Origin of the sequence: Mycobacterium sp. 852002-51961_SCH5331710 (assembly GCF_001665535.1) — a bacterium.
In the GTDB taxonomy this organism is placed as follows: Bacteria; Actinomycetota; Actinomycetes; order Mycobacteriales; family Mycobacteriaceae; genus Mycobacterium.
Window position 1 is genome coordinate 50,045 of record NZ_LZSQ01000123.1, and the last position, 22,887, is coordinate 72,931.

A 22,887-nucleotide genomic window follows, 5' to 3' on the forward strand; every position below is an offset into this window, starting at 1 on the left:
GCTGGTCACGCTGCCGCCCTCCCGGAGTCGAGCAGATCCGACAGCGCGGCGATCAACGCCGTGGGAGGTTGCCAGCTGAACACACCGGCGGGATGCCCGTCCTCGGTCGGCGTGTCCGGCCCGCACATTCCGCGCAGGAACAGATACAACACGCCGCCGAGATGTCGTTCGGGCGCGTAGTCCGGCTGCCGCCACCGCAGGAAGCGGTGCAGCACAACGCTGTACAGCAGGGCCTGCAGCGGGTAGTCGGAGTGCAGCATGGCCTCCGCCAGCCGCGGCCGCGAATAATCCGCCGCGGTCAATGGCCGGTTCGGATCGCCGAGCCAGTTGGTCTTGTAGTCGACGACGAGATAACGACCGTCGACCCGCAGCACCGCGTCCACCGAGCCCGACAGGTATCCCTTCAGCGGCTGCGGTCCCAGGCCCGCCCCCGTCAACCGTTCCGCGTACGACGCCAACGGATCGTCCGCGGGCAGGTGCGCACGCAGCAGCTCACCCACGTGGCTCAGCCGGATGTCGGGCCCCGACGCGCGCAGATCCCCGCCCGCCAACGGGAATTCGAAGTCCATCTCCCGCATCCGGTCGTGCAATCCGATCTGACGCAGCGTCGTATCCCCGGCCAGCGGTCCCAGAGGCGTGTCGTGCATCGGCACCATTGCCGCCGCCAGCTCGGCGGCCTCGACGTCGATGGGCCACCACACCGAATGCTCACGGACCCGGGCCTCCAGTTCCGCGGCGAGGTCGGCCGCGAACGGGTCGGCCGTCTCGAGCACGGCGTGCACCAGCGAGCCGAACTTCGCGCCGGTCGGCAGCCCGGCCATCGGCGACGGCACGTCCTCCCCGACCGCCTCGGTGGTCAGCGGAATCTCGGCGACCTCGTCGTCGAGTTCGACCATCTCCGGCTCGCTGCTGACCGGTGTGGCCTCGACCGCGCGGATCAACCCGCTGTAGGACGTCCGGCGCCACGCCGTGTCGATGGGGCGGTGGAAGTGCCGGGCAGCGACCTCCGCGGGAGCGGCGGGCTCTTGGGGTGCACGCCGGGGGCGCGGCGCCGAACCCTCGATCACGGGACCGCCGACGGCCTCCCACTCCTTGAACCGCGCCATCGCGTCAGCGTCGGAAACCTTGCCGGGCACAACGACATCCGGCACCATCGGCTCACCCGGGCGCCGGCCGCGCAGCAGCCGCGACAGCCCGCCGTTGGGTTCATCGCGCGACGGCGCCCACCAGGCGACCAGCTGCGACTGCGCACGCGTCATCGCCACGTACATCAGGCGGCTGTCGTCGCTGGCATCCTCTTCGCGCCCGACCTTCGACACCGCGTGGAAGTCGGGGCTGTCGTTGCCGCCGATGTGCAGGCATCTGGTGTCACCCTCGTGGTAGAGCACGATGTCGGGCTCCCACACATGGCGGTTGAACGCGAACGGCAGATAGACGACCGGAAACTGCAGGCCCTTCGCGACGAACACCGTCATCACTTGAACCGCCGCGGCGTCGTTGTCGAGGCGGCGGAACCTTTCCGCCGCGCCGCTGCGCTCCTCGCGCTGGCCCCGCAGCCAGTCCCGCAGCGCCGGCAACGTGAAGTGCTCGCGGTGCGCGGCCTCCTGCAGCAGCTGCGTCATGTGGGCCAGGTCGGTCATCTGGCGCTCACCGTTGCGCCAGGACAACACGCGATCGCCCATGCCGGCGAGTTGCGCGGCCTCGAAGATCGCCGCCACCCCGCGCTCGCGGGCGTGACCCGCCCACTCCCGCAACGTCTCTGCGATGCGATCGGTCAGCGGGTCGCCGCCCGCGACGAGCGATTCGGCGGTCTCCCCGAAGAACATGGTCGCGGCCGCCGCACGCACGACGCCGGGCCGGTGCGGCTGGTCGAACGCCTCGAGCAGCGCCAGCCAGTCCTCGGCGGCGTCGGAGTTGAAGATGTCGGAGTCGCCGGTGTACACCGCGGGAATGCCCGCGTCGCACAGCGCCCGGTAGCAGACCCGGGCGTCGCGGTGGTTCTCCACGATGACCGCGATGTCGCCCGCCCCGAGGCGGCGACCGTCGAACGTCGCACCCGCATCGATCAGCGCGCCGATGTCGGCCGCCAGGTCCTTGGGGATGTGGGTGCGCAGCTGGTCGATCGGAATGACGCCGGTTCCGCTGCGGCCCAGCGTGTTCCGGGAGACGACGCGCAGCCGGAACGGATCGTTGCACGGCGCTCCGGTCAGCCGCGAGCCCGTGTGTCTGGCGGCGACGTCGTGTACGACGATCTTCTCGTGGCCCAGTTGGGCACCACGCAGCACGGCCTGCAATCGCGTCACCAGCGCCTCGTCGCTGCGCCAGTTGGTGGCCAACGTCTTCTGAACGTCGGCCTGGGAGGCCGCGCTCAGATAGGTGACGATGTCACCGCCGCGGAACGCATAGATCGCCTGCTTTGGATCGCCGATGAGGATCAGCGTCGACCGTTTGGTGAACGCGCGGTCGATCACCCGCCACTGCACGGGATCGGTGTCCTGGAACTCGTCGACCATCACGATCGGCCAGCGCTGGTGCATGCGCAGCTGCGCCGCAGAGTCGTCGGCGTCCAGCGCGTCGGCCAACCGGCTCAGCAGGTCGTCATAGCCGAGGATGCCTCGCTGCCGCTTGCGCTTGTCCAGTTCGTCGAGAACGTCTTTCGCGAACCGTATGCACACGGCGGCCCGGGTATCCGGTGCGGGGTCCTTCGGCCGCAGCTCGGCCGCGGGATGCTCGACGACCTGCTTGGCCAGGCGCAGCGCATCGGGATAGGTCAGCAGCGGGTTGTCGCGCTCACGGCCGAAGTGGTGCAGGTAGAGATCGTCGACGATCTCGGTGACGAGTTCCTCGAGGCTCTCGACGAGCGTGACCCGCGAGTCGCTGTCACCCGCCACACCCAGCGATTTGAGCACCAGCTGGCAGAACTGGTGGGTGGTGGCGATCGTGGCGGCGTCGAACGCGGCCAGCGCATCCCGCAGACGGCGTTCGCGCTCGGCGACCTGCTCGGCGGTGCCGTCGAGCAGGTGCTCGACGATCTCGTTGACCTCGACGCTCGACGGATCGATGAAAGCCTGCACCGCGTCGACGATCTGGCGCCTCACCCGATCGCGCAGTTCCTGACTGGCCGCGCGGCTGAACGTGATCAACAGCATCTGGTCGAGCGTGGCGACGCCCTCAGCGAGGTAACGCGTGACGAGCCCGGCCAGCGCGAACGTCTTCCCGGTCCCTGCGCTGGCCTCCAGCACCGTGGTCGAACGTTCGGCGGGCAGCTCGCCCAGCAGATCGAAGGGTTCCATCACGTCTCCATCGCCCGCAGCATCGGCAGCCACAGCCGAGCCGAGTGCGAATCCAGCCCTCGCTCCACGAGGTGCTTCAACCACGTGCCTTTGCCGAACGCCAGCTGGTATGCGGGTTCGTCCTCCTCGCCGGGGTACATGCCGGACCGCCACTTGAAACCTGCGCGCTGTTCCGGATCGCCGTGGCCGTGCACGGCTTCGGCCCAGGCGTAGGACGTTTTCACCGGCAGCGGAAGCGGTTCGCGCCGGCCCTGGTCGTACATCGCCACCAGATCGGCGAGCAACTCGCGCGGATGCTCCGATGGCCTGCCCATCGACTCGATCCGCGGCGTGGTGCCGCGGCGGGCCCGGCCGATGCTGATCGCCTTCCACGAGCGGCCGGGGTCGTGAGCGAACAACGCCAGCAGCGGAATCCACGGCTGCAGCAGATGGCGCCCGTCGAGCTTGGAATAGGTGACCGAGACCAGCCGCTCACCGTAGACGGGTGTGACGGTGCCGGTGACCCGACGCCCGGCGCCGATCTCGACGTCGATGTCGACCGCGGTCGGGTCGGCGCCGCGGTAGGGCCGTGCGGCGTCGGCGATCAGCGACGCCTGGTCGCAGATCTCGTTCGCGCGGCGCCAGCCGAGGTGGCCGGGCGGCAGGGTGCCGCGTCGCCACTCGGCCTGGCGGGCCTGATCGGGTTCCATGCCGCTCAACATGTCTCGCAGCATGCGGTCGCCGACCGTCCACTCCTCGAGCGCATCGATGTCGACGGGCATCGCGTCCTCGACGCCGTCGACCTCCCACGGCAAGGTGTAGTCCAGGGCGCGGAAGAACCCCTTCACGGGATCGCGGAAAAACGCGACCAGGTCGGCGAGCACGACGTCGTCGGGCGGGGGAGCGGGCAGCGGGCCGGAGACGAACTTCGGCCGCTCGCCACGTTCGGCGGCTCGGGTGAGCGCCGCGCGCTTGACCGTGGAGTCGAACGTGAACGGCACACCCGGAATCAATTCTCCGGGAATGACATTGCGGGTGTCGAACGGTTGCAGCGGATGCTTCACCCTGATCGCATCGCGGACCGGGTGCTCGGTGGTGCGGTCGAGGGTGTCGAGGAGCTCTGCGAGCGGGACAGCCGGCGGGCGTTCCTGACCGGAGTACTCGTTCGCTCCGGTGTAGGTGATCACCAGTGTCTCGGTGGCCGCGCCGATGGCGTCGAGTAGCAATTGCCTGTCCTCGGAACGGATGTCGCGTTCCCCGGTCATCGGTTCGCGGGCGAGCGCGTCGTCGCCGTCGACGATCCCCAGCCGCGGGAACACGCCGTCGTCGAGGCCGACCAGGCACACAACGCGGTGCGGAACGGATCGCATCGGGACCATGGTGCAGACGGTCAGGGTGCCGGTGCGGAAGTTGGCGCGGGTGGGCCGGCCGGCGAGGTGGCGGTCGAGCAGTGCGCGCACGTCGGAGAGCCGCATCGCGGTGTGGGCGCGGGTACCCGCCGTGGCGAGCACGTCGGCGAATTCGCGTTCGAGTTGGGCGGTCTGCCAGACGTCGTCGTCACCAACGCGGGTCAACAGGCCGATGCTGTCGGTCAGCGCCTGCAGCCACTGAGCGAGCGGCCGTGTGCCGGTCAGGGATTGAACGGCACACCGCAGCCGGTCGATGTACTCGGCCAGCTGGCCCGCCAGGTCGACCCGGTTGCTGCTCACGTCGTCGAGGGGCAGCGTGGTGTCGATCCAGGCGTGCGAGTCGTCGGACATGGCCACCCCCGCCAGCACCCGGTCGATGCCGAAACGCCATGTGTTCTGGACGAAGTCGACACCGTAGGGTCTGCGGTGCTCGGTGTCGAAGCCCCAGCGGATGTTGGCTTGCCGCACCCAGCGGGTGATGTCTTCGAGGTTGTCGTCGGTGAAGCCGAAGCGGGTCCGCACCGGCGCGGCCTGCGCGAGGTTGAGCACCTCGCTCGAGGTGGCGCGGCCACCCGCCAACGCGAGCAGCTGGGAGGCCACGCCGAGCAGTGGATTGGTCTGCACGAGCGACCGATCGGCGAGGCGGACGCGCAGCTGGTGCGCCGGATGCACCCCCGTGATCATGTCGCCGAGGCCGAAGCCCGCCACGATCAGGGGCGCGTAGGTCTCGATGTCCGGGCACATGACGAGGATGTCGCGCGGTTCGAGGGTCTTGTCGTCGGCCAGCAGACCGAGCAGCACCTCGCGGAGCACGTCGATCTGGCGGGCCGGTCCGTGGCAGCTGTGCACCTGTACCGAGAGGTCGGTGGCGTTGTGCGCCCGGCCTTGCGGCCGGATCGCATTGGCCGTGATGTCGGACTGCAGCCACCCGAGGAGGGTGTCCGGACGCTGCCCGCCGCCGAGGTATTCGTCGGTCCGCGGATCACCCGGCAGCGCGCGCTGCAGTTCGCGAAGGTCGCGGCCGAGCGTGGCGAGCAGGGGATGGCCGACCCGGCGGTGGCTGTCGTCCTTGCGACGGGGGATCTGGCCGTGCGACGCCTTGAGTTGCCGCCACAGATCGTCGCTCGGGTGCGGCAGCCACAGGTGCAGGTCGTGGTGAGTGGAAAGCGCGTCGAGCAGTTCGATCTCGGTGCTGGGTAGCCGGGTGTGCCCGAACAGCGACAGTCGCTCGGGCAGGTCGGTCTGTGATTCACACAGCCGCGCAACGGTTTTCGCGTGCCGTACGTGTGGGGTGTCGGCGCCGACGCGTTCGATGAGCGCGCGCCACAGCGGCGGCTGCCAGGCGAGGTCGGCCGGGATGTCGCCGTCGGCGCCGTTCTCCCAGTCGATCAGCAGCTGTGGACGTTGGCGGGCGTAGGAGGCGAACAGCCCCGCGAGCCTGCGAGCGACGGCGTAGCGCCGGCCCTGGCGTAATTCCCGTTCCTCGCCGGCCTCGAAGTGGCCGAGGTGCGTGGCCAGCGGTTTACACCAGTCCTCGGGGCAGGCGGCGTCGATGACCTCCATCAGCGGCCAGACCATCGCGTCGGGGGACCACGGGTCGTCACGCTCGGTTCCGGTCAACTCGGCGATCAGCGAGCGCGGATTGCGGAACGCGATACCGGCGCAGACGCCGTCGGCGCCGGAGCCGCGTCCCAGCACATGGCTCAGCCGCTGGCTCAGCCAGCGCTCGACCCCCTTGGCCGGCACGATGACCAGTTCCTCGGCGAACGGGTCCGACAGCGGATGACAGAGCAGGGCGCCTAGCCCGTCGGCGAGAAGATCGGTGCGTTCGGCCCGGTGGATGTGAAGCGCCATCGCCGCCCACGATAGGTCGTGGGTCCGACGCGGACGGGGGTTTACCGTGGCGGTGGACGTTTGCAAGCGACCGAGCGAGGGAAAGCCAAGGTTCGATGAATCGTTCGATGGCCGCGATGATGACGCTGGCCGCCAGCGCAGCCGCCTGTATTCCGATGGTCGCGACACCGGTGGCGGCAGCCCAGCCGACGTGTGGCCCCGACCAGGACGACGCGATACGCCTCGCGTTCGCCCAACTGCCGTTCGAACCACTCACCGGAGCCCCATGGGACAGCACACCGGTCGACAGCAACTACGACCCGTGTTCGGAACTCTCCACCATCCTCGTGACGACCGAGGGCGGCACCGGAAGCTCGCCCGTGCAGGCCCTGCTGTTCCATCGCGGCGAGTACGTGGGAACGGGGACGTCCAAGGCGTACGGCTTCACCTCACTGGACTCCGCGGCCAGCAGCGACGACATGGTCGTGCTCAATTACAAGGTGCCCGGCGAGTGCAACGCCTGTGCGCCCGCGGCGATTCACAGCGCGCGGTATCGCTGGAACGGCGACCGGGCCGTGATGCTCGACCCGCCGCCACCGACGGCTTGAGGAAGGAGCATGAGGTGAGCGAAACGACGTCACCGCGCCTGGGCCCGAAATTCCATGAGGCGCTGGGGTTCGCCGCCGAACTGCACCGCACCCAGACCCGCAAGGCCTCCGAGGTTCCGTACGTCGGCCATCTTCTGTCGGTCGCCGGGCTGGTGATCGAGGCCGACGGCACCGAGACCGAGGCGATCGCCGCTCTGCTGCACGACGCCGCCGAGGATCAGGGCGGTGACGCGACGCTTGCGACGATCGAGGAGCGCTTCGGCCCAGAGGTTGCCGGCATCGTCGAAGAGTGCAGCGATACGGTCGTGACGCCGAAGCCGCCGTGGCGCGAGCGCAAGCAGAACTACATCGAACACTTGAACACGGCCTCGGACAGCACGATTCGCGTGTCGATGGCCGACAAGCTCGACAACGCTAGGGCGATCCTGCGCGACCTGCGCCGCTTCGGCCCGAAGGTGTGGCAGCGCTTCAACACCGATGACCCGCACGAGCATCTGTGGTACTACCGCTCGCTGCTCGAGGTCTACCGGCGGCGCAGCGACAGTTGGCTGGTCGACGAACTGTCCCGCGTCATCGAGACGCTGGCCGAGGAGATCGGCCCCCCGATCGCCGCTACCGTCTGAGGTATGAGCGCACGCGACACGGTGTGGATCTCGGCCGCCGAGGTGGCGCGGCGACTCGATGCGGGTGAACCGCTGACGCTGTTGGACGTGCGTTGGCAGCTTGCCGAGCCCGACGGCCGCGCCGCTTACGAGCGAGGACATCTGCCCGAGGCGGTGTACGTCTCGCTCGAGGACGAGCTGAGCGATCACACCGTCGAAGGCCGCGGGCGGCACCCGCTGCCGTCCGGGACCGCGCTCCAGGCGGCCGCCCGTCGTTGGGGCGTGCGGACCGGGGTGCCGGTCGTGGTCTACGACGACTGGAACCGCGCCGGATCCGCACGCGCCTGGTGGGTGCTGACCGCGGCCGGCATCGATGACGTCCGCATCCTCGACGGCGGCCTGGCGGCGTGGACGAGCGCGGGCGGTGCATTGCAGACCGGACCGATCCAACCCGAACCCGGCGACGTGACCGTCGCCCACGACGACCTGTACGCCGGTGCTCGTCGCACCGTCGCAGCCGACGCGCTGCTGGAACCGGGCAAGGTGGTGCTCGACGCGCGGGCGCCCGAACGGTTTCGCGGCGAGGTCGAACCGGTCGACCCGGTCGCCGGGCACATCCCCGGAGCGGTCAACGTCCCGAGCACCCGCCTGCTGACCGACGACGGCACGCTGCTTTCCGACGCCGACCTGGCCCGGGTGTTCGAGGATGCGGATGATGACGTCGCGGTGTACTGCGGGTCGGGGGTGACGGCGGCGGTGACGATCGCCGGCCTGGCCGCGGCGGGAATGGACGCCGCGCTGTTTCCCGGTTCGTGGTCCGAATGGAGTTCGGACCCCTCGCGCCCGGTGGCGCGCGGATCCGACTAGCCCCGCCCATGACCCCACAGATGACGAGGCCCTCCCGGATACCCCGCGCGGGAGGGCCTCTGTGAGGTGGTGCCTGGTTCAGCGGCGGTAGTCCGGCTGGACCCGCTGCAGGTGGTTGATGCCGTGGTTGTGGCGGGCCCCGGTGGCCGGGTGGGCCTTGACGTTCGGGGTGGCCACGAGGCCGGGCCGCGGGCTGGTGTCCTGCGTGTAGGTTCCGGCGTTGGCGGCTCCGGCGAAGCCGAGGGCCCCGGCCAGGATTCCGGCTGCGACGACCGGCAGGGCGAAGAACTGGGCGATGCGGCGGGTGGTGTTGGTGTTCATTTCGATCTCCTCGTTGAGCTCGTTTCGTTTTCTCTGCCGGTGTTCCGGCGATGACTCAAGAGTGCTGGACCGCGGGGCTTGTGTATGTCGACCGACCGGAGGGTGAACCGGACGAATTGCGTGTCCACCGATCGGGGGATACGTCCTAAGCTGCAGGAGGCGGAGAGGAGCACATATGGACGTTCTGCGCACACCCGACGACCGCTTCGCGAACCTCGCCGGTTACCCGTTCGCGCCGCACTACGTCGACGTCACCGCGTCCGACACCGAGCCGCTGCGGATGCATTACGTCGACGAAGGCCCTGCCGACGGCCCGCCCGTTGTCCTGCTGCACGGTGAACCGACGTGGAGTTATCTGTACCGCACCATGATTCCGCCTCTGGCCGCCGGCGGCTTGCGGGTGCTGGCGCCCGACCTCATCGGATTCGGCCGTTCCGACAAGCCCTCTCGCGCAGAGGATTACACGTATCTACGCCACGTCGAGTGGATGACATCCTGGTTCACCGCGCTCGAACTGCGCGACACCACGATCTTCGTGCAGGACTGGGGATCGTTGATCGGGCTGCGCATCGCCGCGGAGCAGGGCGAGCGCATCGCGCGCGTCGTCGTCGCCAACGGCTTCCTGCCCGCCGGACAGAACAGCGCGAACCTTCCGTTCCGGATCTGGCGCGCATTCGCGCGGTACACGCCGGTGTTTCCTGCCGGACGCATCGTCGCGATGGGCACGGTGACCGACGTCCCGGCACGCATCCGCGCCGGATACGATGCGCCGTTCCCACACAAGCGCTTTCAGGCCGGGGCCCGCGCGTTCCCCGCCTTGGTGCCGACGGAACCAGACGATCCCGCGTTACCGGCCAACCGCGCGGCGTGGGATGCGCTGGGGCGCTGGAAGAAACCCTTCCTGTGCATCTTCGGCGCGAAGGATCCCATTCTCGGCCGCGCCGACCGGCCGCTGATCGAGCACGTCCCGGGCGCGTCCGGCCAACCCCATGCCCGCATCAACGGCAGCCACTTCGTGCAGGAGGACTGCGGCCCCGAGCTGGCCGAGCGAATCCTGCAGTGGCGCACCTAGCCTCGGGTGACGGTGTTCCTCGACGACACGTTCACCTCGGGGTCGCCGGAGTGGTAGATCACCTGGTTGTCGAACCCTGACGCGCCGATCTCGTCGGCGCTGTCGATGCTCACCTGATTCTCGACGCCCGACACCGTCACAGTCAGGCAGTGACCGAGCAGGGTCACCGTGTTGTTGACGCCGCTGACGGTGATGTTGCTGCCATTGCATTCGACGGTTTCGTTCCGCTGGACCCCGGAGACGCTGTAGTTCCCGCCGGCGGGCGCGACGGCGACCTTCGGTTCGTCGCTGGGCAATTGAGTGGGCAGGACGACGGTCGGCGCCCCGCGCGAGGGGCCGATCGTCACGCTGCCGCCGCGGGGATCGTCCCCGGTCGCGATGGAAATGCCGGGGCGACCGGTGATCTCCTCCGTCTTCGAGTTCAGCGTCCACACCAGCGCGCCGATGCCGGCGACGATGAACACCGCCACCGCGGCGACCAGTCCGAAGATCAACCCGAGTGGTGCGCCGCTCTTCGTCGGCCCGGGCGGAAAGGACACGCCGAACGGAGGCGCGCTGTACGGCGACTGCGGGGGGTAAGGCTGGTGCGGCGGTCCGTACACCGGCGGGGGCAGCGCTGACGCCTGGTAGTCGTCGGCGCTCCGCTGCGATGTGCCCAATTCGACGGCGCCGTGATCGGCCAGCGGTTGCTCCAGCTGCCGGATACGCGCCTCCGGGTCGTCCTCGGGGTTCATGCGCAGATGGTGCCATAACGTCGTTTGCGCCGCCTGGATACCGGCAACCCGGCACCCATGCTCGGAAAGCTGCGATCAACCGTCGTCGACTGCAAGGATCCGATGCGGCTCGCCACCTTCTACGCGGGCGTCCTCGGCGGCGAAATCGTTAAGGAAGACGACACTTGGGTGGTGCTCACCGATCCGCAGGGCCGACGACTGGCGTTCCAATACTCACCGGAGCACGAGCCGCCACGCTTCCCCGATCCGCACGGTTCGCAGCAGTTCCACCTCGACATCCAGGTCGACGACCCGGACGCGGCCGAACACGAGGTGCTCGACCTCGGCGCCACGCGGGTGGCCGACGCCGAGGAGGATTCGAAGTTCCGGGTGTTCCGCGATCCGGCGGGGCACACGTTCTGCCTCGTCTGGGGCATCACCGACTAGCCCCGGCGGCAAATCGCGGGCGCGAGGTTATCGGAGCGCCGAAGTTGGTACTCAAGACCCGTGGTGGCTCCAGGGTTTGTAGCCGTCGGCAGCGGTCCGGCCGGGGTGAGCGCTGCGGAAACGTTCCGGAGCAAACACCCCGACATCCCGGTGCGCATCCTGACCACCGACCCGGCCCTGCCGTACGCGAAGCCGCCGCTGAGCAAGGACTTTCTCTGCGGTCGCGACACCAACCTCTCGCTGCACAGCGAGCGGTGGTTCGAACGCAACGCCGTCGACCTGATCCGGGGAATCACCGTCGACCGGATCGACGTCGACCGCCAGGAGGTGGTGACGGCGGGCGGTCAGCGTTACCCCTACTGGCATCTCGTGCTCGCCTCCGGCTCCGTCCCGGTGCGGCCGCCGATCCCCGGTATGGAGTCCACGTTGACGCTGCGCTCGTTCGCCGACGCGGTCGCGCTGAAGATGGCCGCCCGGTACTCCGACTGCGCCGTGGTGATCGGCGCCGGACTGATCGGCTGCGAGGCCGCGTCCTGCCTCGCCGCGCGCGGGGTGGCCACGATGGTCGTCGCCGGCGAACACGTCCCGCTGCAGCGCAGGTTCGGCCTCGAGGCCGGGGAACGCGTCGCGAAGCTGCTGTCGGACAACGGGGTTCGGTTCGCCGGCGAGACGACAGTGGCCGCGATCGAGGACACCCGCGTGGTGCTGGGCAGCGGCGAGGCCGTCGACGCCGACCTCGTGGTGTGCGCGACCGGGGTCCGCCCCGACATCCGCCTTGCCGAGAACGCCGGCCTGCAGGCTCACGACGGGCGCATCGTCGTCGACGAGCACATGCACACCTCGGCGCGCAACGTGTACGCCGCGGGCGATGTGGCCCTGGCGCACAACGTGACCGCCGGCCGTCGGATCCCGGCCGAACACTGGCGTGACGCCGCGCATCAGGGCCACGTCGCCGGCCTGACTGCCGCGGGCTTCCCCGCGGCGTGGGACACCGTGCCCGGGTTCTCCTGCACCATCGGCACTTCCGTGCTCAAGTACCGCGGGTGGGGCGTCGGCTACGACAGTGCCCGGTTCGTCGATCACCACACCGGATTCACGGTCTGGTACGAGTCGGGCGGCGACGTCGTTGGAGTGCTCACCCTCGACGCCGACGACGATCACCGCCGCGCGGGGGAACTGCTCACCGGTTCAGGCTGACGCGAGCCCGTGTTCGAGCGCGTACATGCTCGCGCCGATCCGGTTCGAGACGCCGATCTTGGCGTACACATGCTCGACGTGGTTGCGCACGGTCTTCTCGCTGAGCACCAGCTTGGCCGCGATGTCCTTGTTGCTCGCCCCCTGTGCGACCAGACGCAACACCTCGACCTCGCGGGCGGTCAGCCCGTCGGGCCGCGGCGCACGCCTGCCCGACGCGTGCCCGGATGCCTGCAGCACCGCGTCGGCGGCGGCGGAGTCCAACTGCCCTTTCGACACCCGCTCCCGCAGTCGTCGGGCCGCGCCGGCCGGACCCAGCGCCTCCCGATAGGGTCGCGGTTCCAGCGCGCTCTGATAGCTCACCGCGCACGCCAGCAGCCGATCAGGCATCGCGAGCTGTCGCGCGGCCAGGCCCCGCGGATACCCTGAGCCGTCGAGACATTCGTGGTGGTTGGCCGCGACGGCCGCGATCTCCTTCAGTGCCGGCACCTGCGAGAGAATCCGCTCGGTCAGATACGGGTGCAGCCGCATCCGCTCGAACTCCGCCATGCTGAGCGTGGCCGGTTTGGACCAGACCTGGTTCGAGACACCGATCCGGCCGAGGTCGTGCACGTACCCCGCGCGCCGCGTCGTCGCGACCGCTTCCGGATCGAGCCCGAGCACCTCGGCGGCGGATGCGGCCAAATCGGCGACCGTACGTGAATGCCCGAGCGTGAACGGGCATTTGAGATCGACGAACTCACCCAGCGCCATCAGCAGCGTGTCGAGCGCGTCGCTGTCGAGATGTGTCCCGCGATCGGGGGCACACCGCAGCGCGGTCGCCCACGCGTCTCCGGTGGACGGCACCGAAAGGATGTCGTACGGATCGGCGACGAACGCGTCGACGACCACAGGGTCGAACTGTCCGCCGCGCCTGCTGCGTGCCATCGCCACGGCACCGTCGACGCCGTACTCGCGTTGGTGCACCTCGACCATGTCGGCGACCTGAGCCACCCGCATCTCGATCGGTATCCCGTCGCCGGAGGCGCCGGTCGGCAGCCCGCCGCCGTCGTAGCGTTCGAAGGTGTGGCGCAGCGCGTGCTGTACGTCGGCACCGAGGCCGATGCGTTCGGCCAGCAGCCCGGCCGACGTGCAATGCGAGTGGATCAGCTGCGAGATGTGCCCACGCGCATTGACATACAGCGTCGCCGCCGTCTTCAGTCGGGTGAGCAGCGACTCACCGCGGCCGAGGTTGGTCAGCAGGAAGCGGTGGTAAGGCAGTCCGGACCAGTCGACGAGGTACGAGCTACGTCGCACCGCGATGTCATCGCCGAACCACCGGGCGTACTCATGTGAGTCGGCGTGACAGCCGATCCACATGATCAGCGTCGTGTAGTAGATGCAATCACGCTGCTGTGCAGTCAGACTCAGGCGGTCAGCCAGCCGTGTCGCGATCAACGCGGATCGCAGCATGTGTTCGGCCGGCTGTCCCAGCCCGAGGTCGACGGCGACCGACAGCGCCGCGAGCACTTCCGCCCGGGTCGGAAGCTCCTGCGGGGTGCGAGGGCCGGCCACAGCCCGATTCTGCACCGTGGGCATGGCCGGATCAGCCCGTTAGGTCAAGACGGTCGGCATCGCGGTGGCGTGCGACGTCGAACGCCTCGAACCGGCCCTGGGCCACCACGCAGATGCCGCGCTGCGGGAGTTGGAAGTCGGCCAGGTTGCCCTGCACCGGATGTGGACCGACCGGGCCGAGGTCGACGCCCTGCACGACGGCCGACGAATCGACGACCGCCCATACCCGCCGTGGCGCGATGCGGAACTCCTGACCGTTGGGCAGGTTGCCGTTCAGCCGTATCCTGCCGATGCCGAGCACCGGTCCGACGATGTGGCTCATCACCCGCAGGATCCGACGGTTGCGGGCGGCGGCGGCAGGTATGTGTGACCCGATGGCGCTCATCAGCCGCGTGCCCGGGGTCGTGCCGATGTCGACACGCCAATCGAGCACTCCGGCAATGGAAATCGCGAGCGACCAGGGTGTCAGCCACTCGGCGTCGATGGCGCATACGACCGGATCGACCGGTGTCGCTGAGCTGAAGTACCGCGAGCAGCTCTGCGGGCCGGGTGTGGTGGCGTAGAAGGTCCACACGCCGGCCGGTGTGCGGTGCCACACCGATTTGTAGGCAGGCGAGAATGACGTCTCGGGGAAGTCGCGGTAGGCGAGGTAGTGGCCGTCGGCGAAGGGCAGTCCCATGACGCCGAAGCCGACGACGCGCTCCTCGTCCCCGTCGGGCAGAGGCATGGTCTTGGTGGCGGCCGCGAAGGCCTGGGGTGTTTTGGTCATGGTCGTCATCGTGTGGCACCCGGCCGACCGCTCACATGGGGCAAACGCCCCAAAACCTGGGCGATTTGTGCGTGAAAACGATCGCTGAGCGAACGAAATCACGCACAAATCGCTAGGGGACGGGGCGCAGGCCCACCAGCAGCGAGCGCACGCCGAGGCGCCACCGCTGTTCGATCGAGGGTGCCGACGACCCCAGCCACCGCCCGAGTTCCTGGACCGCAAGGCCCTGCGCGAGCGCCAGCAGCACATGGGCGATGTCGGCGACGTCGCCGGCCAGCAGCCCCGCGTCGACGCAGCGCTGGATGCGGCCCGTGAAAGCCTCACGCACCGAGGCACCGGCCGCCGCTTCGTGGGGTCCTGGCTCGAGTTCGGCGAACGGCCGCGCGAACATCAGCTGGGCGAGCCGCGGATACGACCGGCAGAACGACCGGAACACCGGCACCAGTCGTTCCAGGTCGGCGAGCGGATCGTCGGTCAGCGGCACCGTCTCCAGCTCGGCGCCCAGCAGCCGGAACCCCTCGAACACCATCGCCCGCAGCAGCCCGGCCTTGTCGGAGAACAGCTCGTACACCGCGGGGACCGACGTGCCCGCCCGCTCGGCGACCCGTCGCGTGGTGAAGCCGGAGATCCCTTCCTCGGACAGGGTCGCGACCGCCACGTCCAACAGGTGGTCCCTCAGTTCGGGCGTGCGTTGCTTCGCCCTCGGCATCGGACCGACCTAGCCGAGGCTGAATTCGGTTGCCAACCCGTCGATTCCGGCGCGGATGGCCTGCAGCGCGGATTCCCGGGCCTTCAGCTTGGTCCCGACGTGCGCGCCGGCGTGCACCGTGTTCGCGAGCTCCGTTGCGACCTCCTGCGCCCGCGGAAGCACACGATCGGCCTCGACGATCTCGTCGAGCCAGCCGCCGTTGACGGCCTCGTCGCCGACGAATGTCGACGCGAGCGCCGCGCCACGCTGATAGACCGCGGGCGTCAATCGGAACCGCATGATCTCCAGCGCGGCGATCGGAATCGTCATGCCGATCGCCACCTCGATCGCCTGGCAGCGGGTCTTCGGCTGGCCCACCCGGTGGTCGCCGGACAGCAGCAGAAACGACCCCATCGCGATGGCCGGACCCGTCGCGGCCATGACCACCGGGACCGGGAACGTCAGGCACCGCACCGCGAGCTCGAATCCTCCCGCGAGCATGCCGTGGGCGGCCTGCGCATCGCCGGACTGAAACACGGTCAGGTCGAACCCGCCGCTGAACACACGCCCGTTACCCGCGATCACGACCGTCTTGGCGGCGTCCTTCTCGGCGCGGTCGAGCGCCTCGTTGATCGCGGTCTGCATGGCTGGGCCGAGGACGTTGACCTTGCCGTCGTCCAGGGTGATCGTGGCGACGGAGTCGGTGAGTTGATAGCCAACGAGGTTGCTCATCGCTTCTCCTTTGAATGCGGCGGCTAATCGTATCGATGTTACGAAACCTTGCTACGAATGCCAAGAAGAGACTGGGGTAGCTCTCTACGCGCGACGTCTGGGCACCAGTTTTCTACCGTCGAGAAAGCCCGGCAGCGAGGGGTTGCCGGGCTCCACCGCACAGCGTGTCAGGCGATGCGGTGCCGCGCCGTATTGGTCTTGAGGATCTGCGTATGCGCATCCTCGAACTCCGTGTCGACGTCGACCGGTCGACCGGGCGCGACTCCGTTGGGCGGCTTCCGTTGTGGACCTTCGGATTCCGTGCGGTACCGGTCACGCAGTTCGTCGACCGCGGACCGCACGCGATTGATCTCCTGGCGCAGCACGTCTTCGCGGCTCTCGCCGGCCGCGTACTGGTAGTAGGTCAGCAGGTGGCGCAGCAATTCGAGCTTCTGCTTCTCCTGGCGGGCCAGGTCGTGGGTGGTCAACAGCTCGAGTCGCTCGACCGGGTGCAGCGTCGACCAGTCCAGCACCGCTGTGGAGCGGTAGCGGTGGCGGGAATCCTTCTTCTTGGCCTGCCCGTGCCGGTCGTAGTAGGTGATCGCGCCGTCGAACCGGGACGCGATGGCCTCCCCGAGCTCGCGACGGTCCAGCGCCGAATCCCAGACGATGCGCCATTCCTGTCCCGGTGCCAGATAAGGGATTTCGGCAGGCAGGTTCAGCGGGGCGATGTCGACGTAGCGGTCGTCGTAGACGTTCTCGTACTTGGCCACTGTCGGAGGATGCGCGAAGTCGAACCGGATGTTGTAGGCCGGTGTGCGACCGAAGTTCTTGACCACGAGCTCGATGAGGTGCCAGTCGTTGGCCGCCGGTTCCATGAACATCGCCACGTTGGGCTGCATCAGCTCTTCGCTTTGGCGCCGAACCCGCTGATGCTGCCGCCACGCGTATGCCAGCGCGGCTATGCCCACCGCGACGGCGAGCCAGGCGGCCAGCGCCGTCCACATACCGGCCGACAGGCCGAGAACCCCATCCGAATCCACGCACCGCTGTATATCACGCAGCAGGGGATCCCACACCATTTGCTAATTGCCGTGGGCGTCGATTAGACGGCTGGCCGGGAACGATCGTGACCGGCGGACATAGGTCACACCCGGGTCGCCGGGCTCAACTCTCCGATATTGCTGACCAGTTCGCCGAACGAGGCCTCGAGTGACGCATCGGCGACGATTGGCGGCGTATGCGCGACGTGGACCAGGCGCTCACCGCGCGCCGCCCAGTCGAGGTCGGACCACGTCACGCGGGCCGGCAAGCGCTTCCAGTACTGGGGATGCTCACGCAGGTACAGCTCGACGCTGGCGTGCACGGCGGCGTCCTCGGGCAGTCTGCGGATGGAAATCGTGTGGGCGGTCTCTGCGAGCGCGTCGTGCTGCCCGGGGGCGGGCAACCCGTCGAAGGGCTCGTCGGACATCGCCAGACCCGCCCCGATCGCTCCGTCGAGCACCCAGTCGAAACTGATCTCGGCCAACTGCCTGCAGGCTCCCGGTCCGCCGGCGACGTCACAGTGGGCGCCGCGGAACCAGACTTCCTCGACGCGTTCCGATGCCGAGGTCATCAACGGTTCGACGGGCCGCCCGTCGATCGCGACGGCGTGCCTGCCGGATTCGACGTTCGGCATCGGCGCGGGAGCCGCCCGGCGTGTGAAGCCGGGTATGCGCACCGCGTCCCAGAGACCCAAAAAGCGCACCGCGACGGGGATTTCGCGTTCGGGGGCAAGTTGTGCAGCGATCTGGGTGACGCGTGTCCAGTCCTGTTCGGTTCGACCCGTCCGCGGCAGTGCGTACGCGTCCAGCACGAAGTCGGCCAGCTCGGGCAGGATGCCGACGGTCGCGAGCAGCCGGGTCAGCGACTGGGCGCAGGAACCGCCGCGACCGACGCCGAAGAGGTAGATCGAGTCCCCGGGCTCCCAGCGGTCGACCAGAAAGCGGTAAGCCTCGGCGATGGCTCCGCGAGCGTCCTCGGCCGCGTCCTTGAAGGGGTGCAGCGGTGAGCCGTGATCTGTTGAGGGTCCCGGGTGATACCAGGCGACTTGATCGGGGCCGTCGTCGAGCGATTGGAAGAGTCGAAGCGCGTTCGTGGCGATTTTGGGTTTGGAATGTCCACGATTGCGGTCGAAGGACAGCACTAGCTTCTTCATTTTGGCCCCCCGGCCCGAATAATTGTCGCTAGGGTCTACAAGTTTGCCCCCATGTGGCCTTCTTGTCCAGAAAATCCAGATCTCGATCCGATATGCCGCATGCAGCTGCGAAAACATCCGGGCGCAGACCGCCGGCCGAGTTCATGTCACAGTTGCCGAAGGGCGGTGCGCCCTCCGGTAGGCCGCCACCGTGTCCGGCGCCGTCGGTGTACTGATGGGCCACCTTGCCCCGGTAGCGCGGGTTGTGGCCGTAGGCCGCGACGACGAGGCGCAAACCCGGCGGTCTGTGGGACCAGAGGGTGTTCAGGTCGCCGACGTTGCCGTAACCGATCACCTTCGCGGCGCTGCCGACGAACTTCCCGACCTCGCGGTGGGTCGCGTTCAGCTCTGCCGAATGGTCGCCGCGGATCTGACCGCCCCACGACTCGACGTCGAGCATGACCGCCATCTTCGGGTGGGGGGTGCCGACCTGATCGCGGAAAGCGTCAACGGTTTCGCGCCAGTTCGGCCGCCAGACGAAGTACACGATGAAAAACGTCAGGCGCCCGGTGTCTGCGTTGCGGCGACACCAGTCATAGTTGTTGTGCCAGCGGTGATCTCGATACGTCCCGTCGTTGGAACGGATGCACAACACCGGATACGGATAGCTGTCGTCGACGCCGACCTGCCATTCGGACACGTCGGCATAGAGCGTGTCTGCCACGCCCGCCAGTCTGTCGGAAAGCTACGACAGCGGGACCTGAACACCCGCGCTGAGCGGGTCGGCGTGCACCTCGACGAAGTCCGGCACCGTTCCCGGTGGCACGTCGTACGCGAGACCGACCTGCGCCTCGGCGCCGGACGGAATCTCGACGAAACCGCCGCCGACGTAGAACGTCGCCTCGTCGTCGATGTTGTAGACGGTGTCGGCGGCGTGCAGCTTCTGCAGGGTGCCGAGGAACTGCGCGGTGGCGTCGCTGTTGTTGACCACCGACAGGCGCACGACGACGTACTCGCCGGTCGCGGTCTTCTCGACGGGAGCCTCGGTCGACGACACCGTCGTTCCGGTCTCGACATCGACCAGCGTGAACGCCAGCGCTCCGTCGACGGTCGCCGCTCCGGCCGGCGGCAGGACGTCGGGGGTGGGGACTTCGGCCGCTTCCGCCTGGTCGGCGGCGGTCGTGGTCGCTGCTGTGGTGGTCTCTGTTGATGAAGTGCTCGCGGCAGTGTCGGCGGTGTCGTCGGCGTCGTTGAGGTACACCCCGTAGACCACCGCGGCGATCAAGACGAGCAGCAGCGCACCGCAGGCGGCGAGGTAGCCGGTCAACAGCCTGCGGTTGTCGGGGGCCGACGGCGGCGGGGCGGGCTGCGACCCCAGATCCGGCGAGCGCTGCTCGGTCCATGTCGAGCCGTCCCAATACCGTTGGCCGCCAGTGCCGTTGGGGTCGGGATACCAGCCGGCGGGAGTGGGTGGCGTCGTCATCGCAAGCGGTCCTCCCGGTACGCGCCGCCGGGGCGCCCAGCAGTCGGGAGGATAGCGCAGCAACGCTCGGACCGGCGCCTTTTCGTCAACCGGACCCGGTGCGGGTGAAGGTCAGCCGCCCATCAGCATGCGCCACTGGTCGAGGTTGCTCGCCCGGTAGACGTAGTTGGTCTGGCGCACCTCCGACAGGGACGCGCTGGGTTCGGCGGAGTACCAGTGGCCGGGGAACACCGTGGGGTCGCCGGACAGCTTCGCCAGGGCCTGCAAGCTGCGGAACATGTCGTCGGCGTTGCCGCCGGGGAAGTCAGTGCGACCACACCCCTCCAGGAACAGGGTGTCGCCGGCGACGAGTCGCCCGTCAAGCAGGAAGCATTGGCTGCCCGGGGTGTGGCCGGGCGTGTGCAGTAGTTCGATGTCGATGTCGCCGACCTTGACGACGTCGCCGTGCTGATGCGCGGTCAGCTCGCTGCGGGCGATTCCGGTGACCTTCGAAACCCAGTCCGCCTCAAGCTGGTTGACGTGTACCGGCACGCTCGTGCGCTCCAGCAGTTCCGCCAGCCCCTTGAGCTCGAAGCCCATCATCGAGCCGCCGACGTGGTCGGGGTGGTGGTGGGTGACGAGCACGCCGGACAGACGCATGCCGTCGGCCTCGAGCGCATCGACGAGATCGCCTGCGGCGTAGGCGGGGTCGACGATCACGGTGTCGCCGGTCTCGCGGTCGCCGATCAGGTAGGCGAAGTTGCGCATCTGCTGGGCGATCATGTCGCCGGTTGCGAAGTCGCGACCCGACAACAACTGACGGAAGTAGAGCCGATCCGAAGCCATGCCGTCAGCGTATCGGCGGCTCAGTCCTGGCTGCGCAGCCGCACCATGCGGATGGTGCTGCTCTCGTCGAGCTCGACGAGATCGGTGTGCGAGCGGAGGAAGTCGCTGAACGAGCGGAACCCGAGCGACTTCTCCGAAAACGACGGGTCCATCCGCTTCATCTGCGCCTTGACCGCCGAGTTGTGCAACCAGTCGGAGTCGTCCTTGCCGTGCGCGATGCGCAGCGCCCGCTCGAGCAGCGCGGTGGCCGCGGCCTTGGGGTCGGGAGCCTCGGGCTCCTGCTCGGCGTCGGCCTTGGTCCGGCGTCGCTTCGGCGCGTCCGACTGCACCGCGGGAACGCCGGGCAGAGCGTCGTAGGAGACGTACTCGTCGCACGCGGCGGTGAGTGACCGGCTGATCGATCCGGTGATGCCGATCCCGACCACGTAGCGGCCGAGGCGCTTGCACCGCTGCGCGAGCGGGATGTAGTCGGAGTCGCCGGCCACGATCACGACGTGGGTCAGGTCGGGCAGCCGGAACATGTCCTCGACGGCGTCGACCGCAAGCCGGATGTCGGCGCCGTTCTTGCTGTACGCGGCGGCCGGAAAGAGCTGCACGAGGTCGACGGCGCGGCCGACCAGCTGATCGCGGTAGTCGGCGTTGACGTCGGTCGACCAGTCGGCATAGGCCTTGGTCAGCACCAGCGTGCCGAACGACGACGCGAAGTCGATGATCGCGCCGACGTCCACGACCGCCTGCGTCAGCCTGCCCGGGTGCTTGTGGAAGCCGGCGGCCTTGTCGCGTTGAAACGAGTTGCGACCGTGGATCTGGTCGTAGCGCGAGATCACGATGTTGTCGAAATCGAGGTACACCGCCACGCGGGTCGCGCCGGGTTCGGTCACTGTTCCGTCCTATCACTCGGGGGCTAGAGTCGGGCGGTAGCGGTTGAGGTGATCAGCGGTTTGGCGCGGGAATCGGCGAGACTGTACCCTCTTTAAGGCTCGCGCCATGGTGCGCGGACCTCGAAGCAGGCAGGCCCCCTTAGCTCAGTCGGCAGAGCGTTTCCATGGTAAGGAAAAGGTCAACGGTTCGATTCCGTTAGGGGGCTCGGTGAGCGGGCGGACATCCGCCCGGATCCCGGGGCGGTGTAGCTCAGCTGGTTAGAGCGCACGACTCATAATCGTGAGGTCGGGGGATCGAGCCCCCCCACCGCTACAGGCAACATCGAACGCGTAGACGAAGGACGAAGAACGTGGCCTCCAGTACCGACGTACGGCCGAAGATCACTTTGGCTTGCGAGGTGTGCAAGCACCGCAACTACATCACCAAGAAGAACCGCCGCAACGACCCGGACCGGCTCGAGATCAAGAAGTTCTGCCCGAACTGCGGCAAGCACCAGCCCCACAAGGAATCGCGCTAAGACGAGTCACCCCGTGGGCGTCGCCCGGGTTGACTAGGTAGGTTCACTAACTGTGTCGTTGTCCGAGCGGATCGTCGGGATGCGTTATCGCTACCCCGACCACTACGTCGTTGGCCGCGAGAAGATCCGCGAGTTCGCGGTGGCGGTGAAGAACGACGATCGCGCGTTCTTCGACGAGGACGCCGCCGCCGAGCTCGGTCACGAGAGGCTGCCCGCGCCGCTGACGTTCACCAGCGTGCTCGGGTACATGGCGCAGGTGTCGTTCTTCGAGTACGCAGGCGTCGCGATCAAAGACGCGAAGATCGTGCAGGTCGACCAGGTGGTCAAGTACGCCAAACCGATCTTCGCCGGCGACAAGCTCTACTGCGACGTGCATGTCGACGCCGTGCGGCAAGCCCACGGCACCGACCTCGTCGTGCTCAAGAACATCGTCACCAACGAAGCCGGTGACGTCGTACAGGAGACATTCACGACCCTGGCGGGTCGGTCGGGTGACGGAGAAGAGGGTTTTTCAGATGCCACTGCGTGAGTTCGCCTCAGTGAAGAAGGGCGACGAGCTTCCCGAGAAGGTGATTCCGCTGACCCGGCAGGATCTCGTCAACTACGCCGGGGTGTCCGGTGACCTCAACCCGATTCACTGGGACGACGACATCGCCAAGCAGGTCGGCCTCGACACCGCCATCGCGCACGGCATGCTGACCATGGGTCTGGGTGGCGGCTATGTCACCGAATGGGTCGGCGACCCGGCCGCGGTCACCGAATACAACGTGCGTTTCACCGCCGTCGTGCCGGTGCCCAATGACGGTATCGGCGCGGAGATCGTCTTCAACGGGCGCGTGAAATCCGTTGAGCCCGAAACGAAATCGGTGACCATTGCGCTATCGGCCACCACCGGTGGCAAGAAGATCTTCGGCCGCGCGGTGGCCGTCGCGAAGTTGGCGTAA

General features: G+C 68.2%; 23 protein-coding genes and 2 tRNA genes. 11 read left to right on the forward strand and 14 right to left on the reverse strand.

Features of this window, described 5'->3' with window-relative positions:
* Positions 1-5: 5 nt before the first annotated feature.
* Together recB and recC are read right to left on the reverse strand one after the other, a co-directional pair.
* On the reverse strand, positions 6-3,293 hold the full coding sequence (recB, locus tag A5752_RS23200) for an exodeoxyribonuclease V subunit beta (RefSeq protein WP_067090777.1): 3,288 nt from the start codon (positions 3,291-3,293) through the stop codon (positions 6-8).
* Positions 3,293-6,535, reverse strand: coding sequence for an exodeoxyribonuclease V subunit gamma (gene recC, locus A5752_RS23205; RefSeq protein ID WP_067090779.1), 3,243 nt, complete (start codon positions 6,533-6,535; stop codon positions 3,293-3,295). The genes recB and recC overlap by 1 nt, the downstream gene beginning before the upstream one ends.
* A 95-nt stretch (positions 6,536-6,630) precedes the next feature.
* Between recC and A5752_RS23210 the strand changes: the two genes are divergently transcribed.
* Genes A5752_RS23210 through A5752_RS23220 form a run of 3 tightly spaced genes read left to right on the forward strand, consistent with a single transcriptional unit; the run spans position 6,631 to position 8,591 of the window.
* Entirely contained in the window at positions 6,631-7,122 is a 492-nt protein-coding gene (locus A5752_RS23210) for an LppP/LprE family lipoprotein (protein ID WP_156614130.1), read from the forward strand.
* A gap of 14 nt (positions 7,123-7,136) precedes the next feature.
* Complete coding sequence (locus tag A5752_RS23215) at positions 7,137-7,745, forward strand: HD domain-containing protein (protein ID WP_067090784.1); 609 nt, start codon at positions 7,137-7,139, stop codon at positions 7,743-7,745.
* Positions 7,746-7,748: 3 nt separating this feature from the next.
* Positions 7,749-8,591, forward strand: coding sequence for a sulfurtransferase (locus A5752_RS23220; protein WP_067090787.1), 843 nt, complete (start codon positions 7,749-7,751; stop codon positions 8,589-8,591).
* Positions 8,592-8,669: 78 nt separating this feature from the next.
* Here A5752_RS23220 and A5752_RS23225 read toward each other — a convergent pair whose 3' ends face one another.
* A complete protein-coding gene (locus A5752_RS23225; RefSeq protein WP_067090789.1) occupies positions 8,670-8,912 on the reverse strand; it encodes a hypothetical protein in 243 nt (80 codons plus the stop codon).
* Between the two features lie 175 nt (positions 8,913-9,087).
* Between A5752_RS23225 and A5752_RS23230 the strand changes: the two genes are divergently transcribed.
* Positions 9,088-9,984, forward strand: a complete 897-nt coding sequence (locus tag A5752_RS23230; RefSeq protein ID WP_067090791.1) for a haloalkane dehalogenase — start codon at positions 9,088-9,090, stop codon at positions 9,982-9,984.
* Here A5752_RS23230 and A5752_RS23235 read toward each other — a convergent pair.
* Positions 9,981-10,718 (reverse strand): DUF3060 domain-containing protein, encoded by a 738-nt coding sequence (locus A5752_RS23235; RefSeq protein WP_067090796.1) that lies wholly within the window; start codon positions 10,716-10,718, stop codon positions 9,981-9,983. The two genes, A5752_RS23230 and A5752_RS23235, sit on opposite strands and share 4 nt — an antisense overlap.
* Positions 10,719-10,775: 57 nt before the next feature.
* Here A5752_RS23235 and A5752_RS23240 point away from each other — a divergent pair, with 57 nt between their 5' ends.
* Positions 10,776-11,144, forward strand: coding sequence for a VOC family protein (locus A5752_RS23240; protein ID WP_067090798.1), 369 nt, complete (start codon positions 10,776-10,778; stop codon positions 11,142-11,144).
* 60 nt (positions 11,145-11,204) lie between these two features.
* Entirely contained in the window at positions 11,205-12,341 is a 1,137-nt protein-coding gene (locus A5752_RS23245) for an NAD(P)/FAD-dependent oxidoreductase (RefSeq protein ID WP_067090801.1), read from the forward strand.
* Here A5752_RS23245 and A5752_RS23250 read toward each other — a convergent pair.
* The 10 genes from A5752_RS23250 to A5752_RS23295 all read right to left on the reverse strand — a co-directional run bounded on the left by A5752_RS23250 (position 12,333) and on the right by A5752_RS23295 (position 21,425).
* Complete coding sequence (locus tag A5752_RS23250) at positions 12,333-13,892, reverse strand: HD domain-containing phosphohydrolase (RefSeq protein WP_231983492.1); 1,560 nt, start codon at positions 13,890-13,892, stop codon at positions 12,333-12,335. The genes A5752_RS23245 and A5752_RS23250 overlap by 9 nt on opposite strands.
* Positions 13,893-13,923: 31 nt before the next feature.
* Positions 13,924-14,661, reverse strand: coding sequence for a hypothetical protein (locus A5752_RS23255; RefSeq protein WP_502686781.1), 738 nt, complete (start codon positions 14,659-14,661; stop codon positions 13,924-13,926).
* Between the two features lie 112 nt (positions 14,662-14,773).
* The gene (locus tag A5752_RS23260) at positions 14,774-15,370 is read right to left on the reverse strand and encodes a TetR/AcrR family transcriptional regulator (protein WP_067090811.1); all 597 of its coding nucleotides are present in this window, start codon (positions 15,368-15,370) and stop codon (positions 14,774-14,776) included.
* Positions 15,371-15,379: 9 nt separating this feature from the next.
* On the reverse strand, positions 15,380-16,081 hold the full coding sequence (locus A5752_RS23265; RefSeq protein ID WP_067090814.1) for a crotonase/enoyl-CoA hydratase family protein: 702 nt from the start codon (positions 16,079-16,081) through the stop codon (positions 15,380-15,382).
* Positions 16,082-16,248: 167 nt separating this feature from the next.
* On the reverse strand, positions 16,249-17,067 hold the full coding sequence (locus tag A5752_RS23270) for a DUF8453 domain-containing protein (RefSeq protein ID WP_156614139.1): 819 nt from the start codon (positions 17,065-17,067) through the stop codon (positions 16,249-16,251).
* Positions 17,068-17,207: 140 nt separating this feature from the next.
* Entirely contained in the window at positions 17,208-18,257 is a 1,050-nt protein-coding gene (locus tag A5752_RS23275) for a phospholipase effector Tle1 domain-containing protein (protein WP_067090816.1), read from the reverse strand.
* A gap of 28 nt (positions 18,258-18,285) precedes the next feature.
* Positions 18,286-18,960 carry a glycoside hydrolase family 25 domain-containing protein gene (locus A5752_RS23280; protein ID WP_067090819.1) on the reverse strand — a complete coding sequence of 225 codons (675 nt, stop codon included), beginning with the start codon at positions 18,958-18,960 and terminating at the stop codon, positions 18,286-18,288.
* Positions 18,961-18,981: 21 nt separating this feature from the next.
* A complete protein-coding gene (locus A5752_RS23285; protein ID WP_067090821.1) occupies positions 18,982-19,719 on the reverse strand; it encodes a DUF2510 domain-containing protein in 738 nt (245 codons plus the stop codon).
* A 111-nt stretch (positions 19,720-19,830) separates the two neighbouring features.
* A complete protein-coding gene (locus tag A5752_RS23290; protein ID WP_067090824.1) occupies positions 19,831-20,544 on the reverse strand; it encodes an MBL fold metallo-hydrolase in 714 nt (237 codons plus the stop codon).
* A gap of 20 nt (positions 20,545-20,564) precedes the next feature.
* A complete protein-coding gene (locus tag A5752_RS23295; protein WP_067090827.1) occupies positions 20,565-21,425 on the reverse strand; it encodes an NYN domain-containing protein in 861 nt (286 codons plus the stop codon).
* Between the two features lie 133 nt (positions 21,426-21,558).
* Here A5752_RS23295 and A5752_RS23300 point away from each other — a divergent pair.
* From A5752_RS23300 to hadB, 5 genes are all read left to right on the forward strand, one after another.
* Positions 21,559-21,631 (forward strand) — tRNA-Thr (locus A5752_RS23300).
* 33 nt (positions 21,632-21,664) lie between these two features.
* Positions 21,665-21,738, forward strand: a tRNA-Met gene (locus tag A5752_RS23305).
* Positions 21,739-21,775: 37 nt separating this feature from the next.
* Positions 21,776-21,943 carry a 50S ribosomal protein L33 gene (rpmG, locus tag A5752_RS23310; protein ID WP_059101288.1) on the forward strand — a complete coding sequence of 56 codons (168 nt, stop codon included), beginning with the start codon at positions 21,776-21,778 and terminating at the stop codon, positions 21,941-21,943.
* 52 nt (positions 21,944-21,995) lie between these two features.
* Positions 21,996-22,472 (forward strand): (3R)-hydroxyacyl-ACP dehydratase subunit HadA, encoded by a 477-nt coding sequence (hadA, locus tag A5752_RS23315; protein ID WP_067090830.1) that lies wholly within the window; start codon positions 21,996-21,998, stop codon positions 22,470-22,472.
* Positions 22,459-22,887 (forward strand): (3R)-hydroxyacyl-ACP dehydratase subunit HadB, encoded by a 429-nt coding sequence (gene hadB, locus A5752_RS23320; RefSeq protein ID WP_064345531.1) that lies wholly within the window; start codon positions 22,459-22,461, stop codon positions 22,885-22,887. The genes hadA and hadB overlap by 14 nt, the downstream gene beginning before the upstream one ends.